The 22,213-nt window shown below is 26.9% G+C and carries 22 protein-coding genes; 13 read left to right on the top strand and 9 right to left on the bottom strand.

Translation table 11 applies throughout. From position 1 onward, the window contains the following. Positions 1-100: 100 nt before the first annotated feature. The 6 genes from glpK to rplT are packed head-to-tail and all read left to right on the top strand — an operon-like array spanning position 101 to position 4,821. A complete protein-coding gene (gene glpK / locus H0H71_RS00890) occupies positions 101-1,600 on the top strand; it encodes a glycerol kinase GlpK (protein WP_185856315.1) in 1,500 nt (499 codons plus the stop codon). Between the two features lie 27 nt (positions 1,601-1,627). Then, positions 1,628-2,359: an MIP/aquaporin family protein gene (locus tag H0H71_RS00885; RefSeq protein ID WP_185856313.1), complete on the top strand. Its 732-nt coding sequence runs from the start codon at positions 1,628-1,630 to the stop codon at positions 2,357-2,359. Positions 2,360-2,416: 57 nt separating this feature from the next. Further along, a complete protein-coding gene (gene thrS / locus H0H71_RS00880) occupies positions 2,417-3,661 on the top strand; it encodes a threonine--tRNA ligase (protein ID WP_185856311.1) in 1,245 nt (414 codons plus the stop codon). Positions 3,662-3,702: 41 nt separating this feature from the next. Beyond that, entirely contained in the window at positions 3,703-4,242 is a 540-nt protein-coding gene (gene infC / locus H0H71_RS00875; protein WP_238784471.1) for a translation initiation factor IF-3, read from the top strand. Position 4,243: 1 nt separating this feature from the next. After that, complete coding sequence (gene rpmI / locus H0H71_RS00870; protein WP_185856309.1) at positions 4,244-4,441, top strand: 50S ribosomal protein L35; 198 nt, start codon at positions 4,244-4,246, stop codon at positions 4,439-4,441. 32 nt (positions 4,442-4,473) lie between these two features. After that, positions 4,474-4,821 carry a 50S ribosomal protein L20 gene (gene rplT, locus H0H71_RS00865; RefSeq protein ID WP_185856307.1) on the top strand — a complete coding sequence of 116 codons (348 nt, stop codon included), beginning with the start codon at positions 4,474-4,476 and terminating at the stop codon, positions 4,819-4,821. On the opposite strand, the gene def is transcribed toward rplT, so the two are convergent. Both def and H0H71_RS00855 read right to left on the bottom strand, forming a co-directional pair. After that, a complete protein-coding gene (gene def, locus H0H71_RS00860; protein ID WP_185856305.1) occupies positions 4,811-5,401 on the bottom strand; it encodes a peptide deformylase in 591 nt (196 codons plus the stop codon). The genes rplT and def overlap by 11 nt on opposite strands. Positions 5,402-5,484: 83 nt before the next feature. Further along, a complete protein-coding gene (locus H0H71_RS00855; protein ID WP_317168086.1) occupies positions 5,485-5,844 on the bottom strand; it encodes a RuvX/YqgF family protein in 360 nt (119 codons plus the stop codon). A 79-nt stretch (positions 5,845-5,923) separates the two neighbouring features. Here H0H71_RS00855 and H0H71_RS00850 point away from each other — a divergent pair, with 79 nt between their 5' ends. The 4 genes from H0H71_RS00850 to H0H71_RS00835 are packed head-to-tail and all read left to right on the top strand — an operon-like array spanning position 5,924 to position 9,808. Next, positions 5,924-6,742, top strand: coding sequence for a 2,3,4,5-tetrahydropyridine-2,6-dicarboxylate N-succinyltransferase (locus H0H71_RS00850; protein ID WP_185856303.1), 819 nt, complete (start codon positions 5,924-5,926; stop codon positions 6,740-6,742). A 16-nt stretch (positions 6,743-6,758) separates the two neighbouring features. Continuing rightward, positions 6,759-7,346 carry an L-threonylcarbamoyladenylate synthase gene (locus tag H0H71_RS00845; RefSeq protein ID WP_185856301.1) on the top strand — a complete coding sequence of 196 codons (588 nt, stop codon included), beginning with the start codon at positions 6,759-6,761 and terminating at the stop codon, positions 7,344-7,346. A gap of 10 nt (positions 7,347-7,356) precedes the next feature. After that, the gene (locus H0H71_RS00840; RefSeq protein ID WP_185856300.1) at positions 7,357-8,793 is read left to right on the top strand and encodes a CCA tRNA nucleotidyltransferase; all 1,437 of its coding nucleotides are present in this window, start codon (positions 7,357-7,359) and stop codon (positions 8,791-8,793) included. A 4-nt stretch (positions 8,794-8,797) separates the two neighbouring features. Continuing rightward, positions 8,798-9,808: a DHH family phosphoesterase gene (locus tag H0H71_RS00835; protein ID WP_185856462.1), complete on the top strand. Its 1,011-nt coding sequence runs from the start codon at positions 8,798-8,800 to the stop codon at positions 9,806-9,808. Here the strand turns inward: H0H71_RS00835 and H0H71_RS00830 are convergent. From H0H71_RS00830 to H0H71_RS00820, 3 genes are read right to left on the bottom strand one after another with little or no spacing between them, the layout of a single operon-like run. Then, complete coding sequence (locus H0H71_RS00830) at positions 9,792-10,349, bottom strand: thioredoxin family protein (protein WP_185856298.1); 558 nt, start codon at positions 10,347-10,349, stop codon at positions 9,792-9,794. The two genes, H0H71_RS00835 and H0H71_RS00830, sit on opposite strands and share 17 nt — an antisense overlap. 16 nt (positions 10,350-10,365) lie before the next feature. After that, entirely contained in the window at positions 10,366-11,157 is a 792-nt protein-coding gene (locus tag H0H71_RS00825; protein WP_185856461.1) for a zinc ribbon domain-containing protein, read from the bottom strand. Between the two features lies 1 nt (position 11,158). Continuing rightward, positions 11,159-12,262: a Nif3-like dinuclear metal center hexameric protein gene (locus H0H71_RS00820; protein WP_185856296.1), complete on the bottom strand. Its 1,104-nt coding sequence runs from the start codon at positions 12,260-12,262 to the stop codon at positions 11,159-11,161. 68 nt (positions 12,263-12,330) lie between these two features. Between H0H71_RS00820 and lipA the strand changes: the two genes are divergently transcribed. Then, positions 12,331-13,185, top strand: coding sequence for a lipoyl synthase (gene lipA, locus H0H71_RS00815; protein WP_185856460.1), 855 nt, complete (start codon positions 12,331-12,333; stop codon positions 13,183-13,185). Between the two features lie 19 nt (positions 13,186-13,204). On the opposite strand, the gene H0H71_RS00810 is transcribed toward lipA, so the two are convergent. After that, on the bottom strand, positions 13,205-15,838 hold the full coding sequence (locus tag H0H71_RS00810; RefSeq protein ID WP_317168084.1) for a UvrD-helicase domain-containing protein: 2,634 nt from the start codon (positions 15,836-15,838) through the stop codon (positions 13,205-13,207). Positions 15,839-15,919: 81 nt separating this feature from the next. Between H0H71_RS00810 and fbaA the strand changes: the two genes are divergently transcribed. Together fbaA and accD are read left to right on the top strand one after the other, a co-directional pair. Further along, entirely contained in the window at positions 15,920-16,981 is a 1,062-nt protein-coding gene (fbaA, locus tag H0H71_RS00805) for a class II fructose-bisphosphate aldolase (RefSeq protein ID WP_185856294.1), read from the top strand. Between the two features lie 7 nt (positions 16,982-16,988). Next, positions 16,989-17,828 (top strand): acetyl-CoA carboxylase, carboxyltransferase subunit beta, encoded by an 840-nt coding sequence (gene accD, locus H0H71_RS00800; RefSeq protein WP_185856293.1) that lies wholly within the window; start codon positions 16,989-16,991, stop codon positions 17,826-17,828. Between the two features lie 5 nt (positions 17,829-17,833). On the opposite strand, the gene guaA is transcribed toward accD, so the two are convergent. From guaA to purH, 3 genes are read right to left on the bottom strand one after another with little or no spacing between them, the layout of a single operon-like run. Beyond that, positions 17,834-19,378, bottom strand: coding sequence for a glutamine-hydrolyzing GMP synthase (gene guaA, locus H0H71_RS00795; protein ID WP_185856291.1), 1,545 nt, complete (start codon positions 19,376-19,378; stop codon positions 17,834-17,836). 57 nt (positions 19,379-19,435) lie between these two features. After that, complete coding sequence (gene purD / locus H0H71_RS00790; RefSeq protein WP_185856289.1) at positions 19,436-20,671, bottom strand: phosphoribosylamine--glycine ligase; 1,236 nt, start codon at positions 20,669-20,671, stop codon at positions 19,436-19,438. A 6-nt stretch (positions 20,672-20,677) separates the two neighbouring features. Further along, positions 20,678-22,192: a bifunctional phosphoribosylaminoimidazolecarboxamide formyltransferase/IMP cyclohydrolase gene (purH, locus tag H0H71_RS00785; protein ID WP_185856287.1), complete on the bottom strand. Its 1,515-nt coding sequence runs from the start codon at positions 22,190-22,192 to the stop codon at positions 20,678-20,680. Between the last annotated feature and the right edge of the window lie 21 nt (positions 22,193-22,213).

Here is a 22,213-nt window from a genome sequence, read left to right as displayed (position 1 = left end):
CTTCTTTTCTTCTGCTTACCATTACCAAATAAATAATGTGAAATAATAAAGTAATTAAAGAGAGAAAAGTTGGAAATACCATTATTTATTATTATTCAATATGCTTATGAAAAAATATGTGCTATCATTAGATCAGGGAACAACTAGTTCTAGAGCTATTATTTTTGATAAAATTGGAAATATTATTTCTATAGCTCAAAGAGAATTTACACAAATTTACCCTTCACCTGGATGGGTAGAACATAATGCAGAAGAAATATGGTCTACGCAAGCTTCAGTTGCTTTAGAAGCCATTCTAAAGGCAAATTTAGAAGGTGAAAATATTATTTCAATAGGAATTACTAACCAAAGAGAAACCACTGTAGTGTGGGATAAGAAAACTGGAGAACCCATTTTCAATGCTATTGTTTGGCAAGATAGACGAACATCAGACTATTGTGATCAAATCAAATGCGATGGATTAACTGAAATGATTAGAAAAAAAACAGGACTTATTATAGATCCATATTTTTCTGCCACTAAAATTAAATGGATTTTAGATAATGTTTCTGGAGCTAGAAAAAAAGCTTATTCCGGGACATTGGCCTTTGGAACTATAGACTCATGGCTTATATGGAATTTAACAGGAAAAAAGATTCATGTTACAGATGTAACTAATGCATCTCGTACCATGCTTTTTAATATTCATACACTTAGTTGGGATCAAGAATTAATAGATTTATTTGATATCCCAAGAACAATGCTACCAGAAGTCAAATCTTCTAGTGAAATTTTGGGGTATACTACGGGACATATCCTTTCTCATAAAATTCCTATATCAGGAATTGCAGGAGATCAACAAGCTGCTCTTTTTGGGCAGATGTGCACTAAGATTGGAATGGTGAAAAACACTTATGGAACTGGTTGTTTTATGTTAATGAATGTAGGAGATAAACCAGTTTTTTCTAGAAATAATTTAATAACTACTATTGCTTGGAAAATCAAAAATAAAGTTCAATATGCTTTAGAAGGAAGTGTTTTTATTGCTGGCGCTGTTGTACAATGGCTTAAAGATGGATTAGGGTTGATTTTATCTGCTAACGAAGCGGAAACACTTGCTGCTTCTGTAGAAAATACAGAAGGAATGTACATGGTCCCCGCTTTTTCTGGATTAGGCGCTCCTTATTGGGATCAACAAGCAAGAGGGACTATTGTTGGAATTACAAGAGGAACTTCTTCTGCTCATTTTGTAAGAGCTGCTTTGGAAAGTATTGCTTTTCAGAATATGGATGTTCTTAAAGCTATGGAAGCGGATTCAGAAATTTCTATCAAAGAACTTCGTGTAGATGGAGGAGCAACAGTAAATAAATTATTAATGCAATTTCAATCTGATATTTTAAATGTAAAAGTTGTAAAATCTAAAGTATCTGAACTCACTGCAGCTGGAGCAGCTTATTTATCAGGATTAGCAGTAAATTATTGGACAAATCTAGAAGAAATTCAAGATAAATGGCAATTAGAACAAGTTTTTGAACCAAAAAGAATGTCAAATCGTTTGGAAAGAATTCAAGGTTGGAAAAAAGCAATCCAAACAACTCGTTCTTGGTCTAGTAGAAAGTGATAGATAAAATAGAAAAATAAATATTATATGACAAACATGGTATCAGAAATAATAGGGACAATGATTCTTGTTTTTTTAGGAAATGGAGTTGTCGCAAATGTTATTTTGTCTAAAACAAAAGGACATGGAAATGGGGGGGGGTGGCTGACTATTTCCATTGGATGGGCTTTAGCTGTTTTTATGGGAATTTTAGTTTCCTATCCTTATAGTGGGGCACATTTAAATCCATCTATTACAATAGGATTAGCCATAGTTGGAAAATTTTCTTGGAATCTTGTTCCTTCTTATATTTTTTCTCAATTTATTGGAGCAATGTTAGGATCTTTATTAGTATGGATTTTATATAAAGATCATTTTTTAGTAACTAAAAATGTACAACATAAATTATCTGTTTTCGCAACAACTCCTTCTATAAAAAATTTTTATTCAAATTTTTTCAGCGAAGTTTTTACTACTTGTAGTTTTATATTTTTTTCTTTTTTTCTTACAAATGAAAAATATTCTGTTGTAGAATTGGGGGGGTTATTAGGAGTAGCTTTTCCATTATCTTTAATGATGTTAGGAATTGGATTATCCTTAGGAGGAACTACTGGATATGCTATGAACCCTGCTCGCGATCTGGGTCCAAGAATTATGCATTTTATTATTCCAATACCTGGAAAAGGTGGAAGTGATTGGAATTACGCTTTCATACCTGTATTAGGACCTATTGTAGGAAGCGTAATCGCTTCTGTATTGTATTTATTTTTCTTTGAATAAAAAAACTTGTAACTTTTTTTTATAAAAAAAAACTTCTTTCTGTGTAGAAGATAATATATGTCAGATAATGATAATTCTAAAGATAGTTCAAATATTATAGATCACAGAAAAATAGGAAAAAAACTAAAGTTTTTTATCTTTTCTGATAGAGTCGGAATGGGATTACCATTGTGGTTGCCTAGAGGAACAATTTTTAGAAAAAATTTAGAAGAATTTTTAAATGATATTCAAAAAAAGTCAGGATATGAAATGATTGTTACCCCACATATTGGACATAAAAAATTATATGTTCAAAGTGGACATTGGAATAAATATGGAAAAGATAGTTTTAAGCCTATTCAAACTCCTCATAAAAAAGAAGAATTTCTTTTAAAACCAATGAATTGTCCTCATCATTGTGAAATTTATAGATCTCAAGAATGGTCATATCGTGATCTTCCTAAACGCTTTGCTGAATTTGGAACAGTATATCGTTATGAACAAACTGGGGAACTTCATGGTCTAACAAGAGTTAGATGTTTTACACAAGATGATGCACATATTTTTTGTACGTTTGATCAATTATTAGAAGAATTTAAGAAAGTAATAAATTTAGTTTTTTACGTATTCCGTCATTTAGGTTTTTTGGATCATACGGTTAGAGTTTCTCTTAGAGACCCCAAAAAAAATAATAATTTCTATATTGGATCTGAGAAAAATTGGAAAAAATCTGAAGAAGTAATTTTAAGAGCAGTTCAAGAAGAAAAAATAAATGCATCCATAAATTATGGAGAAGCGGCTTTTTATGGCCCCAAATTGGATTTTCTTGTAAAAGATTCTTTGGGAAGAAATTGGCAACTAGGAACTGTTCAGATAGATTATAATTTACCTGAAAGGTTTGATTTATATTATAGAGGAAAAAATAATGAAAAACATCGTCCTGTAATGATTCATAGAGCTCCTTTTGGGTCTTTAGAACGTCTTATAGCTATTCTTATAGAACATACAAAAGGAAACCTTCCTTTTTGGTTAGCTCCTACACAGGTAGTTATACTTCCTATCACTGATAGGAATATAATGTATGCGAAAAAAATTTTAAATTTGATGCTAAGTTACAATATTCGTGTATTCATTGATAGTAGAAGTGAAAAAATTAATAAAAAAATAAGAGATTCTGAAGATTATAAAATTCCTTATATGGTCATATTAGGAGAAAAGGAAGAAAAAAATGAGATGATTTCACTCAGACGTCATGGGGTTGGTGACATAGGGATTTTTACAATTTCTAATGGAATAAAAACTATTTTTAAAGAAAAAAATTAAATATTATAATAAAAAATAAATTTTTAAGAGGAAAAAAGAGAATTTTCCGTTTTTTACCACAAAAAAAGGAGAAGCATAGAATTAATACAAAAATTGATTCCCATAAGGTTCGTTTAGTAGGTGTAGAATCTGATTCCATAAAGAATGGAGTTTATTCTTTACAAGAGGCACTTCAATTTGCCAGAGAGAAAGAATTGGATTTGGTTGAAATTAATCCTAAACTGGATCCACCAGTGTGTAAAATATTGGATTATAAGAAGTTCTTATATGAACAAAAAAAGAAAAAAAAACAATTTAAAGCAAAACAAGTTAAAGTAAATACTAAAGAAATAAGATTTGGGCCACAAATCGGAGATCATGACGGAAAAGTCAAAATAAAAACTGCTGAAAGATTTTTAATGCGGGGAGATAAAGTGAAAGTATTTGTTTTTTTTAAAGGCCGTTCTATTGTTTACAAAGATCAAGGAAAAATTAAATTATTAAAATTTGCAGAAGAAATTGAAGAATACGGGAAAGTCGAACAAATGCCAGTTATGGAAGGAAAAAGAATGTATATGATATTAGCTCCAAAAAAATTTTGATATGCCGAAATTAAAAACAAAATCAGGATCTAAAAAAAGATTTAAAAAAACATCTAGTGGATATATAAAAAAAAAACATGCGTTTAAAAATCATCTTTTAACTAAAAAATCTAAAAAAAGAAAAAGAAATCTTTCTCAATTTTCTCTATTGAAGAGATCAGATCAAAAAAGTATAAAAAAACAACTACTTTTACTTTAATACTTAAAATTAATTTTTTAAAAACTTATGTTATGCCTAGATCTACAAATGCCGTTTCTTCTCGAAAAAGAAGAAAAAAAATACTCAAATTAGCGAAAGGTTTTTATGGAGCAAGAAGCAAAGTTTATACCGTTGCTAAAAATGCAGTGGAAAAATCTTTTTGTTATGCTTTTTCAGGGAGAAAGAAAAAAAAAAGAGATTTTAGATCGCTTTGGATTCAAAGGATTAATGCGGGGATTCGACAATATGGGATGTCTTATTCAGTTTTTATGAAAAAATTATCCGATAAAAACATTAAACTTAACAGAAAAGTACTTTCTGATTTTTCTATGAATGATCCGGATACTTTCAAAAAGTTAGTAGATCACATTATTTCATAGTATTTTTATAAATTTTTTTGTCCTTTTTTAACAACTTAATGAGTTTTTTTCTTATTATTTTTTTTTTCAAAGAAGAAAAATAATCTATAAAAAGTTTTCCATTCAGATGATCATATTCATGTAAAATAACTCTAGCACATATTCCTTGAAAAATTTTTCTTTTTTTTTTCAAATTTTGATCATAATATTCTATTAATACATTGGATTTTCTTTTTACAAATCCCATTATTCCAGGAATACTAAGACATCCTTCATACAAATTACATTCTTTACCATAGTATTTTAATATTCTAGCGTTAATAAAAACCTCTTTATAAGAAGAATTATCTATTCTATCTATTTTTTTTTTTTCATCATCTAACGTATGCATCATTTCTACTTCTATTATAAAAAGTTTGATCCTTTTTCCAATTTGAGGAGCTGCTAATCCTATTCCTTTCATGGAATGCATAGTTTCAAACATATCTTTTATTAATTGATTTATTTCTTTTTTTTTACTATAACAACAAGAAAAAATGTCTAAGTCTAAACATTTTTTTCTGAGAATAGGATTTCCATAAGTAACTATAGGTAAAACCATTCTTTATTTTTCTTTATTTTTATTTTTTTCTTTTCTTTTAAGATAAGATTGCAGAATGATGATAGCGCTGATTTTGTTCAGAATCATTTTTTGTTTTCTTTTTTTTTTTTCAATCCTAATTCTATCATAGTATAAAAAGCCATTTTAGATGTAAACCGTTCATCGAATCGTTCGATAATAATTTTAGGATATTTTTTATGAAATTCAAAAATAAATTTTTGAATAGATTTTTCTATTAAAGAATTTTTATTTCTTAATGTTTTTGGTAATCCAATAACAATTTTTTCTATTTTCTCATTATTTAAAATCATATCTAAAAAACTCATTAACTTTTTAGTTGGAATTGCATTGAGACCAAATGCAAATATTTGTTTAGAATCTGTGATAGACAAACCCGTGATTACATGTCCGTAATCGATTCCTAATATTTTTTTCATTTTCATATTAGTATTAAGATACTATACTTGTTATCTTATTTTATTTTTACTACTTTTGTCTATAGAAAATATTTATTTATGTCAAGTGAAAAACCTTAAATCAAAAATAGAAAAATATTGGAATAGGAAAGAAATATGGAGTACTGATCGGCAAATACAAGATGGAGTTATTGAAACAATTGATCATATAGAACAGGGAGCTATAAGGGTTTCTGAGTTTTTAAATGGAAAATGGATAGTGAATGAATGGATAAAAAAAGCTATTATTATGTATTTCTCTGTTAGAAAAATGAATTTAGTAAAATTGGGGCCATTAGAATTTTATGATAAAATTCCTATTAAAAATAGATTCAAAGATAAAGGAATTCGGGTGGTTCCTCATGCTGTAGCTCGATATGGTTCTTATATTTCTCCTGGAGTTATTCTTATGCCTTCTTATGTCAATATAGGATCATATATAGGAGAAAATACCATGATAGATACATGGGCTACAGTGGGAAGCTGCGCGCAAATTGGGAGTCGTGTTCATGTAAGTGGTGGAGTAGGAATAGGAGGAGTTTTAGAACCAATACAAGCTTCTCCAGTCATTATAGAAGATGATGTTTTTATTGGCTCTAGATGTATTTTAGTGGAAGGTGTTCTTATAGAAAAAGAAGCCGTGTTAGGTGCAAATGTTGTTTTAACCTCATCTACTAAAATTTTTGATGTTACAAATGAAAAACCTATAGAAATGCAAGGAATGGTGCCTAAATCTTCTGTAGTTATCCCTGGATCTTATCCCAAAAAATTTCCATCAGGAGTTTATCACATTCCTTGTGCGTTAATTATAGGAAAAAGAAAAGAGAGTACTAACAAAAAAACTTCTTTAAATGAAGCCTTAAGAACACATAATATTGTGAATTAATTAGTTATAGTTATTTATGTTTGAATTTGAAGAAGAAATAGAAAAAAGTGTTTTCTTTTTAAAAAAAGGAAAGTGTTTGTTGTATCCTACAGATACAGTATGGGGATTAGGTTGTGATGCTTTTAATTTACATGCTGTAAAGAAAATATACAAAATGAAGAATAGAAATTTTTCTAAATCCATGATAATTTTAGTAGAAAATATGGATCGTTTGTGTGAATTAGTAGAAAGAATTCCTAATTTCGTTAGAAAATTAATAGATGAGAATAATCATTTTATAAAAAAACCTATTACTATTATATACGAAAATATTCGTAAAACAGTTATAAATTTTAATAACAACAGTACTTTAGCTATCCGTTTAACAAAGGATCCATTTTGTACTCATTTAATTAGTAAATTAGATAGACCGATAATATCTACCTCTGCTAATTTATCAGGATTTCCTACTCCTAAATGTTTTTCTGAAATTACTAATTCTATTTTAAATCAAGTCGATTATGCTGTTGACTTTTGTAGTAAAAAAGAAGAAAAATCTAGATATAATGCTTCTTCTATTCTCAAAATAGTTCCAAACAATCAAATTAAAATATTACGTATGTAATTTAATTTACATGAATTTAGTTTCTGCTCTTCAGAATAAAAAAATATTCCGTATTGTTAGAGATTCATCAAAAAAAATACAACAAGATTGTTACGTAGTGGGAGGTTACGTTCGTGATTTTTTATTGGGTAAAAATGATTCAAAAGATTTAGATATTTTAACTATAGGAGAAGCAATTCCCTTGGCCCAAGAAGTTTCCAAACATATAACTCCTTCTCCTAAAATAAATGTATTTAAACGTTTCGGAACAGCAATGTTAGAATATAACAATCAAAAAATAGAATTTGTAGGTTCCAGAAAAGAATCGTATTCTTTTCACAGTCGTAATCCAGTTATAGAATTCGGATCATTGCAAGATGATCAGAAACGAAGAGATTTTACAATTAACGCTTTGGCTATTAGTTTGAACGAAAATAATTATGGAGAATTGATAGATCCATTTGGAGGTTTTTTAGATTTAAAGAAAAAAATTTTAAAAACTCCATTAAATTCAGATATTACTTATTCTGATGATCCATTGAGAATGATGAGAGCAATTCGTTTTGCTACTCAGCTTAAATTTTTTATTGAAAAATCTTCATTTTTATCTATAATAAAAAATAAAAATAGAATTAATATTGTTTCTACAGAAAGAATTGTTGAAGAATTCAATAAGATTCTTTTGTCTAAGAATCCTTCTATAGGATTATTTTTATTGTATAAATCTGGATTGTTATCAATTATATTACCAGAACTAACCTTATTAAAAGGAATAGAGAAAAAAAATGGATACAAACATAAGGATAATTTTTATCATACACTGCAAGTGTTAGATAATATTAGTCAAGAAGAAACGAGCTCTCTTTGGTTAAGATGGTCAGCTTTACTTCATGATATAGGAAAATTTTATACTAAAAAATTTTTACCAAATATAGGTTGGTGTTTTCATTCACATGAATTTGTAGGATCTAAAATGGTTCCTAATATTTTTCAAAGATTAAAGTTATCGAAAGGAATTCATATGAAATATGTAAAAAAAATAATACAGAATAGTTATAGACCTGTTGCATTAATAGAAAAAAATACTAGCGATTCTGCTATTCGTAGATTATTGTTTGATATGGGGAAAGATATAGGAGATTTAATCAAATTATGTATAGCAGACATTACTACAAAAAATGTAGAAAGAAAAAATAAGTATAAAAGAAATTTCCATTCTTTAATGAAAAGAATTAAAGAATTAGAAAAAAAAGATAGGATAAAAAATTGGAAATCGCCCATATCAGGAAACGATATTATGAAAGCTTTTCATATCAATCCATGTAGAAAAATAGGGATCATAAAAGATTTTATTAAAGAGTCTATTTTGGAAGGAATAATTCCAAATGAATTTGATTCTGCTTATTTTATTATGTTAAAAAAAGGAGAAGAATTAGGATTAAAAAAAAAGGATGAAAATAAAAACTGAATATATGTTTTTTTCTAAGATTAACGGAAAAGAAAAAAAAAAAATCGTATTATTACCCCATATTTATCCAGATGGAGATGCTTTAGGTTCTTCTTTAGCTCTTTTATTGTTTTTAAGAAAACTAAAACATGATGTAGAATTGATATCTCCTACAGAATATTCTGATTTTTTTAAATGGTTACCTGGTAGCAAGGAAATTCTTGTGTTTTCAGAAACAACTAAATATTTGGTAGAAAAAAAAATTGAAGATTCAGATTACATTTTTTTTGTAGATTTTAATAATTATTCAAGAATCAACCCCCTAAATAAATTTTTATTAGTTGCTAAAGCAAAAAAAATATTAATAGATCATCATCCATATCCATTTTCTTTTGATTTTATGTTTTCAGATCCAAAAGCTTCAGCTACAAGTATTTTAGTATTTAGATTGATATCTCAAATGAATCATTTAGATAAAATAGATAAAAAAATAGCAACGTGTTTATACCTTGGGATAATGACTGATACAGGTTCTTTTCGTTTTCCTTCTGTTACGTCCGAAACTCACTTTATTGCAGGAAAATTAATAGAAAAAGGAATTGATATAAATAATATCTATAATCATTTATTATATGAAAAATATAATGAAAACAAGTTAAAACTTTTATCTAAGGCATTGGAAAAGTTAAAAGTTATGGAAAAATATCGTACCGCTTACACAAGTATCAATTCATCTGATATTCATTTTTACTCCTATAAAAAAGGAGATACAGAAGGAATTATTACTTATGGTTTAGGGATAAAAAATGTTGTTTTTTCTGTTTTCTTTTTTGAAGAAAATGAAGGGGATCCAATCAGAATTTCTTTCCGTTCAAGAGGGAATTTTGATGTCAATCAATTTGCTAGAAGACATTTTGGAGGAGGAGGTCATAAAAATGCAGCAGGTGGCACTTTAGAAAAAACCCTATTTGAATCTATTGAATATTTTTTAAATATAATTCCCAATTACCATAAAAATCTTATTTTTTCCATTTAATATTACACCCGCAACTAGGTTTAGTAGTTTTTTTTATTTCTCTTTTACTTAAAAGTTTTTCTAAGACGTTTCTTACATCTGATCCTGTAACTGGTATTTTATTGTTGGGTCTAGAATCATCTAATTGACCATGGTAACATAAATCACCTGTAGCATTAAATATGAAAAATTCAGGGGTACATTTAGCTCCATAATATTTGGCTACTTCTTGTGTCTCGTCAAAAAAATAAGGAAATGAATAACGTAATTTATGAGATATTTCTTTCATTATTTCAGGAGAATCTTCTGGATATTTTTCTATATCATTGGAATTGATAGCTAAAAAGCTAACTCCTTTTTGGATATAATCGTTTGCTAAACGAACTAATTCTGTATTAATATGTTTAACATACGGACAGTGATTGCAAATAAACATAATTACAGTCGCCTTATTTGAGAAATAATCTTTAATAAATTTTTTCTTACCAGAATTTGATTCTAATAATTCAAAATCTTTTATTTTTATTTTTTGAATTTCATTAGAAGAGTAAGTTTGTACCATAATTTTTTTTCTTAAATTAATTTTTTTCTGTTTTCTTTTTTGAAAAATATTTTTTCTTTTCTTCTTCAGCTAATTCAGCGTCTATCAATATTCTTCCACTATGTTCGTCAATTAAAAGTTTATTACGTTGTATAAGTTCTGAATATTTTTGAGGAGTTATTGCAAGATAAGAACCTAATGGAGCTCCTCTTTGTACTGGTGCAACTGCTATTCCATTTTTTACTCCTTTTCTTATTTTTTTGTAAATTTTTAATAAATTAGGATCTATTTTTTTAGATATATATATTTTTTTTTCTAATAAAATTTTTTCTTCTTTTTCATTTTCTAAAAGAATCTGATTTAATTCTTTTTTTTTATGAAGAAAATGTTCTTTTTTATCTTTAAAAAATTCTTCTTTTTTTTCTAAAATTTCTTTTTTCTTATGAATATTTAAATTAATTTCTTTAATTCTTTTTTTAGAGAGTTGAATTTCTAATTTTTGATAATCAATTTCTTTTTCAATAGAATATAATTCTTTGTTGTTTTTTATATTATCCTTTTGTTTTTCATATTTTTGAATCAAAAAATCTGAATATTTTTTAATTTTATTTTGTTTGTCTATATTCTCTTTGAGAGACAAAATTTCGTGATGAACGGATTCTAATTGTTTTTTCATTTTTTCAAGTTCTTCTTTCAAATTTTGTATCTCTATAGGAATATTGAGACGAAAATCTCGTATTTCATCTATATGCGAATCTATTAATTGTATATTATATAAAGTTCTTAGTTTCTCTACCACAGAGAGATCTGATTTTTTCTTATTTTCCATACTAATAGAAATATTTAACTGGATTAGTGTCACTTTCTGATTCATAAATAGAAATATGAACAAATTTTTTCTTTAAAAAAGATTTCACTATATACTTTGTATATTTTTCTGATTCATAATGTCCTATATCTACAATCAAAATTTTATTTTCTGATTTGAAAAAATCATGATATTTTAAGTCAGATGAAATGAATACATTCGCTTTTTTTTTTATCGCTTCCTCAATTCCAAAACTTCCTGAACCTGCTATCATTGCTATTTTTTTAATTTCTCTTCCTGTGAATGGAGAATGTCGTAGACATGACAAATTCATTATATTCTTTAAATAAATGAGAAAATCTGATTCATTCATTTTTTCTGAAATAGATCCTATTATTCCTATTCCTAAATAAGGATTAATATTTTCAATATTATAAATTTCGTAGGATACTTCTTCGTAAGGATGACTTGAAAAAAGTGTTTTTTTGATTATATTCAATTTATGAGATGGAAAAATGACATTAATACAAGTTTCTTTTTCCATATGAAACATACCTTTCTTTCCAAAAAAAGGTTTTGTCTTTTCGTTCCCCATAAAAGTTCCCACACCATCAAAATTATAACTACATTGACTATAATTAGAAATGTTTCCAGCACCTGCATTAAATAAAGAATTTCTTACTTTTTTTGCATAAGAAATAGGGACATATGTTGTTAATTTTTTTAAAATTCCTTTTCTGGGAAATAGAACTCCTTCTCTATGAATTTTTAAAAGTTTTGATAAATAAGAATGAGTTCCTTCCCACATAGAATCTAAATTAGTATGAATTATATAAATTGCTATACTATTTCTGATTGCAGAAATTATCACTCTTTCTGAAAGTGTCTCTCCTATCAAACTTTTTATTGGTTTAAAAAGAATAGGATGAAATGAGATAATAAGATTACATTTTTTGTTTATAGATTCAACAATGACTTCTTCGTTAAGATCTAAAGTTATCAAAATATTTTTTATTTTTTGATCATATGATCCAACTATCAAACCTACATTATCGTAGGATTCTGCATATTCTATAGGAGCTAAACACTCCAATTGAGAAGCAATATCTTTGACTAAAATTTCCATATTAAAGAAATACGAAAAAACGAACAAATATAAAAAATAGATTTTAAAATTTGAAAAAAAAAGAAAATATGAATTTCATTCAAAAAAAACCTACTTGGATAAAAGTAAAACTTCCAATTGGAAAAAATTATAACGAATTACAAAAGTTAGTTACTTTACACAAATTGAATACAATTTGTCAAAGCGGAAGTTGTCCTAATATAGGTGAATGTTGGGGAAAAGGAGTAGCTACTTTCATGATATTAGGGAATATTTGTACAAGATCTTGTAGATTTTGTGGAGTAAAAACAGGACGTCCTGGAAAGGTAGATTGGAAAGAACCTGATAAAGTAGCTAGATCTATTAAAATTTTGAAAGTTAAACATGCTGTTATTACTTCTGTAAATAGAGATGATTTAAAAGATATGGGGATTTCTATATGGGTAAAAACTATAGAAATAACCCGTTATCTAAATCCAGGGATTACAATAGAAACATTAATTCCTGATTTTAAAGGAGAAAAAAAAATAATAGATCAAATTATTATTACAAAACCGGAAGTTATTTCTCATAATGTAGAGACAGTTTATAGATTAACAAAAAAAGTACGTATTCAAGCAAAATACAATCGTAGTCTTGAAGTTCTTCAATATATTAAAAAAATCAATCAGAATATTCGTACAAAAACAGGAATAATGTTAGGATTAGGGGAAACAAAAAAAGAAATATTAGAAACAATGAAAGATATAAAAAATTCTAAAGTAGACATCTTGACATTGGGGCAATATTTACAACCTACTTTAAATCATTTTCCTGTTCATTCTTTTATTTTACCGGAACAATTTCAGGAATATAAAAAAATAGGATTGAAAATGGGTTTTAAACATGTGGAAAGTGGTCCGTTAGTTAGATCTTCTTATCATGCCGAAAAACATGTGAAATAAAATTTTTTCAGAAAAAATTTTATTCTTTTCCAAAGGAATATTGAAATTTTTGATCATTCCATAGTCTTTTATCACGGAGAAAGTTCTTAATATAAGAAGATACAGATTGATCTTTTTCATATTTAGTAAAAAGAAATAGTTTTTCTACAGGACGTGTAGTCGCAACATATAACAAATTGAGATTATCAAATCTTATATTTGATAAATAATCCTCATAAAATTTTTTAATGTAATTATCATCATCTATATATTGTAAATAGGATTCAATTTCTAAATAAATAGTATTTAATCCATGATACAAATGAGGAGATACATTAATCCATGCACCTTCTTTTTCTTTTTTTTTTGAACAAACATTCCAGTCTACGAAAGGAAGAAGGACTATAGGAAATTGCAATCCTTTAGATTGATGAATAGTCATAACATGAATAGCATCTATATTTTCTGAAACAGAAATGCTTTCTTTTTTTTTTTTTAATTCCCAGTATTCCAAAAAGTCTACAATAGAATTATTTCCAATACTTTTTATTGCTCTATGAATAAAATCTAAAAAAGAATAAATAGATGAAGTATTATAAGATTGATTCTTTTTCTTAAAGAACCCTAATGAATGAATAATTTTTTCTGCTATTTCATAGAGAGATTTATTATTGTATAACTTATTAAAGTTAAATGACTTTTTATTAAAAAAAACTTTTTTCAAAAAAAGATCTAATGGGAGAAAAAGTGTTTCCATAAGAAAATCATGATCTTCTTTTTTATTAGTAGATATTAATTTATTTTGCAACAACAATAAAATTAATGAAGCTCTTTTTTGATAACAATGAGGTTTTAAAAAAATATAAAAAAAATGAATGATGATTTCGATTTCTAAATGATTTTTTATGAGAAGTGATACGGAAGTATTTACAAGAAATCCATCTTGAATAAGTTTTTCAGATAAAAAATTTCCTTCTTCATTACTTCTAACTAAAATAGCTATATCTGATAACTTATACTTATTTTGTATTAACAATTTTTTTATTCTTTTTCTTATTTCTAAATAAACATATTGTTTATAATTATTTTTTTCTATATTGTAAATAAAATTCAATTCCACATATCCCCCAGTTTTTTTGAATATTTTTTGTTGGGAATCTTTATAGAGTTTTTGGTAAATGGGGGAATGAAAAAATTTAGATACAGATTGATAAAGTGAATTATTAAATTTTACAATTTCTTTGTAACTTCTGAAATTAGTATCTATAGTAAAAACTTGTTTTTGATAAAATTGGGATGGATAAGAAATTAAATGAATAAATTGTTTAGGGTCTCCCCCTCTCCATCGGTAGATTGACTGTTTAGGATCTCCTACAATCATAGCAGAACCATTTTCTGATAAAGCATTTTCAATTAATATTCGAATATTAGACCATTGTAAAAATGAAATATCTTGAAATTCATCTATAAAATAATGTTTATATTGTATTCCCATTTTTTCATAAATATGTGGGAATGGCTCTTTAGTAGTAATTTCTTCATGAAGTATTTTATTTAATTCTGCGTTTAAAATAATTTTTTTTTCTTCTTTTAAAGAGACAAATTCTTTTTCAATCTCATGTATTATTGACAAAAAACTCAAATGTTTTAAAAAAAGTTTCTCTAGAATATAGGACGAAATGTATTTTTTGTATATGTGTTTTGTTTTTTTATATAAAAAAATGATTTTTTTTTTATTTTTAGAGATCAATGTTTTTTGATCTGTTTCTATCCATTTAGAATGGAATATTTCCATATGAATAGACTTTTCAAGTCTTTTTTTAAAAGGATTTATGAAAAGATCTCCTAGAGATAGTTTTTTAAATAATCTAGGTAAATCTGAATGGATAAATGAATGTTCTTGAATAGATGTTTTTTCCAAGAATTCAAAAAATTTTTCTCCTTGTTTTTTACATTTTTTTTCAAATTTTTTTGTTCTGTTTAATAAAGTTTTTTTTAATCTCAAAAAATCGTAAAAAGAATAAGTTTTCATTTTATTCATAGATAAAAAACTATTTTCCTCTACTATAAGAAAAGCGATTTTTAAAAGTTCTTTTCTTATATCCCAATTTTTTCCTTCCTTTAATTTTTCTAAGGAACATTGGACAAAAATATTTGACCACTTTTCTGATTTTTTTAGTTTTGAGAATAAATTCTCTACTACTTTCAATAAAAAACTATTGGTATCCATTTCTAAATCTATCTTTTTGGATAAAAAAGATAAAATAGTCCTATAGGTAAATTTGTCTATAGTACTTATAGAAATAGAAAAAGAAGAAAAATCATGAAAAATTGCAGATAATATTTTTTTAGAACGTTTGTATAATTTCTGTTTGGTTAGGTTTAAATCTTTTACAAGATGAGAAAATAAGGAATAATATTCTTCACTAACTTTTTGATTAGAAAATTCTTTTATACATTGTAATATCCTTCTTTTCATTTCTTCAGAAGCCTTATTTGTAAAAGTTAATGATAAAATATGTTTAAATTCGTCATTATTAGAACTTTTGAATAGAATATAAAGGTAATTTTTTACCAAAAAAAAAGTTTTTCCAGAACCTGCTGATGCATTGTATATTTTTAAAGTAGATGGGGATAGCATAACATAAAATTTTTTTACAGATGAAATTATCACAAATATAAAACGATATAAAAAATTCTTTTTTTTTACATTTGTTTATCCAATGAAATAAATATTCAAAAATAAAAAAAACACATGTCTCAAAAATTTCCATATGGAGTAGCAACTGGTAATCTTGTAAAAGAAATATTTGAATACGCTAAGGAAAATGGTTTTGCCATTCCTGCTGTTAATGTGATTGGGTCTAATACTATAAATTCAGTAATGGAAGTCGCTTCAGAAGTAAATTCTCCTGTGATAATTCAATTATCTAATGGAGGAGCTATGTTTTATGCAGGAAAAGGTCTAAAAAATAAAGAAAGAGCAACAAAAGGGGCTATAGCATGCGCTAGACACGTTCATGAATTATCGAAATTTTATAAAACTACTGTTATACTTCATACAGATCATTGTTCTAAGAAAGATATTCTATGGATAGATGGCCTATTAAATGCTAACGAAATACATTACAAAAGTTTCGGAAAAACATTGTTTAGTTCACATATGTTAGATTTATCTCAAGAATCTTTAGAAGAAAATATTAGAATTTGTGAAAAATATTTTGAAAAAATGAATAAAATTCAAATGACAATTGAAATAGAACTTGGGGTAACAGGAGGAGAAGAAGATGGAATAGACAATTCTAATATAGAAAATAATAAACTTTATACTCAACCAAAAGAAGTTTCATATGCTTATGAAAGATTAAGAAGAATAAATAATAATTTCATTATTGCTGCTTCATTTGGAAATGTACATGGAGTATATCAACCAGGAAATGTTATTTTACGTACAGAAATATTACAAGAAACTCAAAAATATATCCAAAAAAAATTTCAGACTAGAGAAAAACCAGTTTTTTTTGTTTTTCATGGTGGATCAGGATCTTCCAAGAAAGAAATTCAGGATGCCATTAGTTATGGAGTGGTAAAAATGAATGTGGATACTGATTTACAATACGCTTTTACATGTGGTGTTAGGGATTATATGAGGAAATATAAAAAATATTTAGAAAAACAAATAGGAAATCCAGAAGGTGGACATCTTCCAAACAAAAAATATTATGATCCTAGAACATGGCTTAGAGAAGGAGAAAAATCGTTTAAGATTTATCTCAGAAAATATTTTGAATTAATGAACAACATTAATACCTTATGAAACTCCCATGGCTTGGTTTTTAAGAAAAAAAAAAAATATTATAACCTCTATAAGAGAAAGAAAAAATTTTCCAAAAGGTCTTTGGTATAGATCCCCTAGTGGAAAAATTATAGATGTAGAAAAATTAAAAAAAAATTCTTATGTTAATCCAGAAGATGGATATCATGTAAGAATTCACAGTAAAGAATATTTTGAAATTCTTTTTGATGATGGAAAATTTTTAGAAATGAATGTTAAAATGACGAGTAAGGATCCTATAAAATGGGTAGATTGTAAAAAATATACAGATAGAATTAAAGAAGCCATAAAAAGAACTAATTTGTATGATTCTATTAGAACAGGAGTAGGGAAAATGAAAGGAATAGATTTGGTTATTTCTTGTATGGATTTTTCCTTTATAGGAGGATCTATGGGATCTGTAGTAGGTGAAAAAATATCTAGAGCAATAAAATATTGTATTGAAAAAAAATTACCATATATATTGATATCTAAATCTGGTGGTGCTAGGATTATGGAATCTTCTTTCTCTCTAATGCAAATGGCAAAAACTATAGCGAGACTCACTCAATTACGTGATGCAAGAATTCCTTATATTTCCGTTCTTACGGATCCAACTACAGGAGGAGTGACAGCTTCTTATGCTTTACTTGGAGATATTAATATAGCAGAACCAGGTGCTCTTATTGGATTCGCAGGGCCTAGAGTGATTAGAGAAACTATAGGGAGAGATCTTCCTAAAGGATTTCAAACCGCAGAATTTCTTCTAGAACATGGATTTATAGATTTAATTTCTTCTAGAACTGAATTAAAAAAAAATATCTCCAATCTCATTTCTATGATGATATAAAAAAATTATTCCCATTCAATAGTAGCTGGAGGTTTTGATGTAATATCATATACTAAACGGTTAATTCCGTCTACTTCGTTAATGATTCTATTAGAAATTTTTTCTAAAAAATCGTAAGGTAAACGTGCAAAAGTAGCAGTCATAAAATCTTCTGTTTTTATAACACGTAATACGGCAGTATATTCATATGTTCGTTTATCCCCTTTTACTCCTACAGATTTTACAGGAAGAAGTATAATAAAAGCTTGATTAACAATATTGTAAAAATTCGATTTTTCTAATTCTTGTGAAAGAATACTTTCCGATTTTTTTAGAATCGAGATCTTTTTTCTGTCTACTTCTCCAAGAATACGAATGCTAAATCCAGGACCAGGAAATGGATGCTTATGTAAAATTTCTTTTGGTATTCCTAGTTTTTTTCCTATTTTTCTGACTTCATCTTTAAATAATTCTTTTAACGGTTCAAGAAGCTTTAATTTTCTTAATTGAGGCAATCCACCTACATTATGATGAGATTTTATAAAAAAATTTTTTTTTAGTTTTTTTGAAATAGAAGACTCAATAACATCTGAATATATAGTCCCCTGTGCTAAAAATTCTGCATTTTGAATCTTTTTTGATTCTTTTTGAAATATATCTGCAAATTCATTACCTATAATTTTTCTTTTTTTTTCAGGATCAACAATTCCAGTTAAAATTGATAAAAAACGTTTTTTTGCGTCTATGATCTTAATAGAAAAATTCATCTTCTTACAGAGAAAGAAAATTTTTTCTCTTTCTTTTTTTATCAGAAATCCTGTATCAACAAAAATACAATTTAAAGCATTTCCAATGGCTTTATGAATAATGTAAGCAGATACAAAAGAATCAACCCCGCCTGAAAATCCTAGTATTACTTTTTTATTATCTACACGTTTTCTTATTTTATTTACAGTATTTTGTACAAATTGATTTAATTTCCAATTTCTATTACATTTACAAATACGAATAATAAAATTCTTCAATATAGAAATTCCAAATTTAGTATTATCTACTTCAGGATGAAATTGGACTGCATAAATATCTTTAGTTTTATGGATTAAAGCGGCAATAGAACAAGAATCAGTATGACCAATTTTTTTAAATTCTTTTGGTAAATCTTTTATTTCATCAAAATGACTCATCCAAACAACTGATTTTTCTGGTATTCCAAAAAATAAATCGTTTTTAGAATGATCTATAAAAAAATAGGATTTTCCATATTCTTTGTATTTTGATTTTTCTATTTTTCCTCCAAAAAGAAAAGAAATAAGTTGCATTCCATAACAAATTCCAAGTATCGGAATATTTAATTGGAATATTTCTTTGGAAATTAAAGGAGAGTTTTCTTCATAGACAGAAAAAGGACTTCCTGATAAAAGAATTCCTTTTGGTTTTTTTGATAAGAGATTCTGAATAGAAATATCATAGGGACATAAAATTGCATATACACCTATTTCTCGAATCCTTCTTGTTATCATTTGGCTATACTGTGAACCAAAATCTAATATAAGAATAGAATTTTTTTTCATTATCTATCTATTTACAGATTACATAAAATGTACTTAACTTACTTGATTCTATTATAATTAGAACCCTATATCTTTTCTAAAATAGAAATTTTCAAAATAAATTTGGTCGACCTTATTATAAGCAATTTTTCTTGCTTTTTCAATAGATTCTCCGATTCCTATTAGATTTAGAACACGTCCACTTGACGTTATCCATTTTTCTTTTTCTTTTTTTGCTCCAGCAATATAAAAGGGTTCTTTTAAAGAATTTATTCCCTTTATAATTTTTCCAATTTCGTATTTTTTCGGGTATCCTTTTGAAGACAAAACTACGCAACAAGAATACAATTTTTTCCAATATATATATATATATTCTTGATCAATAGAAGATTGTATTATATTTAGTAAATTGCTTTTCATTAGAGGAAATAAAGTTTGAGTTTCAGGATCCCCTAATCTAGTATTGTATTCTAATAAATAAATCCCATTTGAAGTAATCATTAACCCAAAATAAATAAATCCAAAAAAAGTCAGTTTTTCCAAAAACAATCCTTCTAAAGTTGGTTCCAATATATTTTTTTGAAAATCTATCCAAACATCACTTGTCATATATGGATTAGGGACAATAGTCCCCATTCCTCCTGTATTTAACCCTATTTCTTTTTCTCCTATTTTTTTGTAATCTTTAGCAGATAAAAAAGGAATAATATTTTTTCCATTAAATATAGATATAATAGAGGCTTCATTTCCTTTCAATAATTCTTCTATGATAACTTGATTTCCAGATTTTCCAAATTTTTTATCTATCAAAATAGAATTCAAAGCTTTTTTTGCTTCATTCTTATTGTTTACTAATATAACTCCTTTTCCAGAAGCTATTCCGTTGGTTTTAATAGCTACGGAATAAGTAGTATTTTCTAAATAATCCATAGCTTTTTGATAACAAGAAAAAATTTTGTATTTAGGAGTACGGACACCGTATTTTTTCATAAAAGATTTAGCAAAAATACGATCGCCTTCAAGTCTAGCTGCAAGGTAATGCGGACCTATTATTTTTAATTTAAAATTATTGAAAATATCCACAATTCCTTCTAATAAAAACACCTCAGATCCAACAATAGTTAAATCTATTGCGTTTTTTTTTGCAAATAAACATAATTCTAATGGAGTATAAATTTTTTCAAGATTTTTTCCTATTTGATCGGTTCCACCATTTCCAGGATAAAAATAAAGATCCATGGAATGAAAATCTTTTAATAATTTTTTTCCGATAGCGTGTTCACGTCCTCCGCTTCCCAGAATTAATACTTTCATGTTTTTTTAATGTTTAAAATGTCTTTCGCCCGTAAAAGCCATAGCTATTCCATATTCATCACAAGCATTTACAGATTCTTCATCGCGTATGGAACCACCGGGTTGAATAATGGCACGAATTACACCAGAACGGGCGGCTTCATCTACTACATCTCTAAAAGGAAAAAAAGCATCAGAAACAAGTACTAAATCTTTTTTTCTTTTCTCTAAAGCTCTCTCTATAGCTTGTCTAGCAGACCAAATTCTGTTTGTTTGACCTCCAGAAATCCCTAAAGTTTGTGTTCCTTTAGCAATAACAATTGCATTGGATTTTACGTATTTAACTACTTTTTGAGCAAAAAATAAAGATTTTAGTTCTTGATTAGAAAATTTTTTCTTGGTTACTATTTTGTAATCATGAGATAAAAAACGATCGATTTGTTGTACTAATATTCCTCCATCTATTTTAACAGATTCTAATGTATCAGAAATAGGATCATTTATTCTAATAATTCTTAGATTTTTTTTTAATTTTAAAATATTTAACCCATCTTTTTCATAGCTAGGAGATAAAATCACTTCTAAAAAAATGTCTTTTATCTCATTCGCTAATTCTCTTGTTATTGGAACATTCACTGCCATTATTCCTCCAAAAGAAGAAATATCATCTGCATAATAAGTTTTTTGAAATGCTTCAATTACATTTTTACCTGATGCCACTCCACAAGGGGTAGAATGTTTTACTGTACAACAAGCTGGATCAGAAAATTCTGAAACAACTTTCCAAGAGATATCCATATCTCGTAAATTATTAAATGAAAGTTTTTTTCCATGTAATTGATGAAAATTTCGCATTGCCCCCCGATGAATAGTACTAACATAATATGCCGCTTTCTGATGAGGATTTTCTCCATAACGGAGATTCATTTCTTTTTTGTAAGAAGAATGTAAATAAATAGGAAAATCTTCTTCTAGAAGATATTGAGAAATGGAAGAATCATAAGCAGAAGTAAAATTAAATACTTTTCCTGCTAATTTTTTTCTCAATTTTAATGAAGTCATTCCATTATGTTCTATTTCTTTTTTTACTAGAATATAGTCATTATGATCTATAATTGCCGTAACATGTAAAAAGTTTTTTGCAGCTGCACGAAGCATAGAAGGACCTCCTATATCAATAAATTCAATCAATGATTGAAAAGATTTTAGGTGTTTTTTTTCTAAAAAAGGATAAAAATTAACTAAAACAATATCAATAGGATAAATCTTGTAATAAAAAATAGAATTCATATGTTCCTCAATAGAACGATTAGCTAAAATTCCTCCATAAATGTTAGGATGAATAGTTTTGATCCTACCGTCTAAAATTTCAGGAAAAGAGGTGATATCTGATATTTTTATAACATGATCTATACCATGTTTTTTCAAATATTGAAAAGTCCCCCCAGTAGAAATAATTTGATATCCTTTTCTATTTAAAAAACTGACAAAATCAAATAACTTTTTGTCCTTTTCATAAACACTAATTAATGCTCTTTTCATATTCAGTTTGTATGTCTATGT

This window comes from Blattabacterium cuenoti, assembly GCF_014251375.1.
In the GTDB taxonomy this organism is placed as follows: Bacteria; Bacteroidota; Bacteroidia; order Flavobacteriales; family Blattabacteriaceae; genus Blattabacterium; species Blattabacterium cuenoti_K.
This window is presented reverse-complemented; position numbering and strand designations above follow the sequence as displayed.

Excerpts from the sequence above, each read along its gene's own strand:
- guaA (WP_185856291.1), bottom strand. The coding sequence starts at position 19,378 with ATGAAAAAAAATTCTATTCTTATATTAGATTTTGGTTCACAGTATAGC.
- thrS (WP_185856311.1), top strand. The coding sequence starts at position 2,417 with ATGTCAGATAATGATAATTCTAAAGATAGTTCAAATATTATAGATCAC.
- H0H71_RS00820 (WP_185856296.1), bottom strand. The coding sequence starts at position 12,262 with ATGGAAATTTTAGTCAAAGATATTGCTTCTCAATTGGAGTGTTTAGCT.
- rplT (WP_185856307.1), top strand. The coding sequence starts at position 4,474 with ATGCCTAGATCTACAAATGCCGTTTCTTCTCGAAAAAGAAGAAAAAAA.
- accD (WP_185856293.1), top strand. The coding sequence starts at position 16,989 with ATGGCTTGGTTTTTAAGAAAAAAAAAAAATATTATAACCTCTATAAGA.
- purH (WP_185856287.1), bottom strand. The coding sequence starts at position 22,192 with ATGAAAAGAGCATTAATTAGTGTTTATGAAAAGGACAAAAAGTTATTT.
- H0H71_RS00835 (WP_185856462.1), top strand. The coding sequence starts at position 8,798 with ATGTTTTTTTCTAAGATTAACGGAAAAGAAAAAAAAAAAATCGTATTA.
- H0H71_RS00845 (WP_185856301.1), top strand. The coding sequence starts at position 6,759 with ATGTTTGAATTTGAAGAAGAAATAGAAAAAAGTGTTTTCTTTTTAAAA.
- glpK (WP_185856315.1), top strand. The coding sequence starts at position 101 with ATGCTTATGAAAAAATATGTGCTATCATTAGATCAGGGAACAACTAGT.
- H0H71_RS00855 (WP_317168086.1), bottom strand. The coding sequence starts at position 5,844 with ATGAAAATGAAAAAAATATTAGGAATCGATTACGGACATGTAATCACG.
- H0H71_RS00825 (WP_185856461.1), bottom strand. The coding sequence starts at position 11,157 with ATGGAAAATAAGAAAAAATCAGATCTCTCTGTGGTAGAGAAACTAAGA.
- def (WP_185856305.1), bottom strand. The coding sequence starts at position 5,401 with ATGGTTTTACCTATAGTTACTTATGGAAATCCTATTCTCAGAAAAAAA.
- rpmI (WP_185856309.1), top strand. The coding sequence starts at position 4,244 with ATGCCGAAATTAAAAACAAAATCAGGATCTAAAAAAAGATTTAAAAAA.
- purD (WP_185856289.1), bottom strand. The coding sequence starts at position 20,671 with ATGAAAGTATTAATTCTGGGAAGCGGAGGACGTGAACACGCTATCGGA.
- lipA (WP_185856460.1), top strand. The coding sequence starts at position 12,331 with ATGAATTTCATTCAAAAAAAACCTACTTGGATAAAAGTAAAACTTCCA.
- H0H71_RS00840 (WP_185856300.1), top strand. The coding sequence starts at position 7,357 with ATGAATTTAGTTTCTGCTCTTCAGAATAAAAAAATATTCCGTATTGTT.
- H0H71_RS00885 (WP_185856313.1), top strand. The coding sequence starts at position 1,628 with ATGACAAACATGGTATCAGAAATAATAGGGACAATGATTCTTGTTTTT.
- fbaA (WP_185856294.1), top strand. The coding sequence starts at position 15,920 with ATGTCTCAAAAATTTCCATATGGAGTAGCAACTGGTAATCTTGTAAAA.
- H0H71_RS00830 (WP_185856298.1), bottom strand. The coding sequence starts at position 10,349 with ATGGTACAAACTTACTCTTCTAATGAAATTCAAAAAATAAAAATAAAA.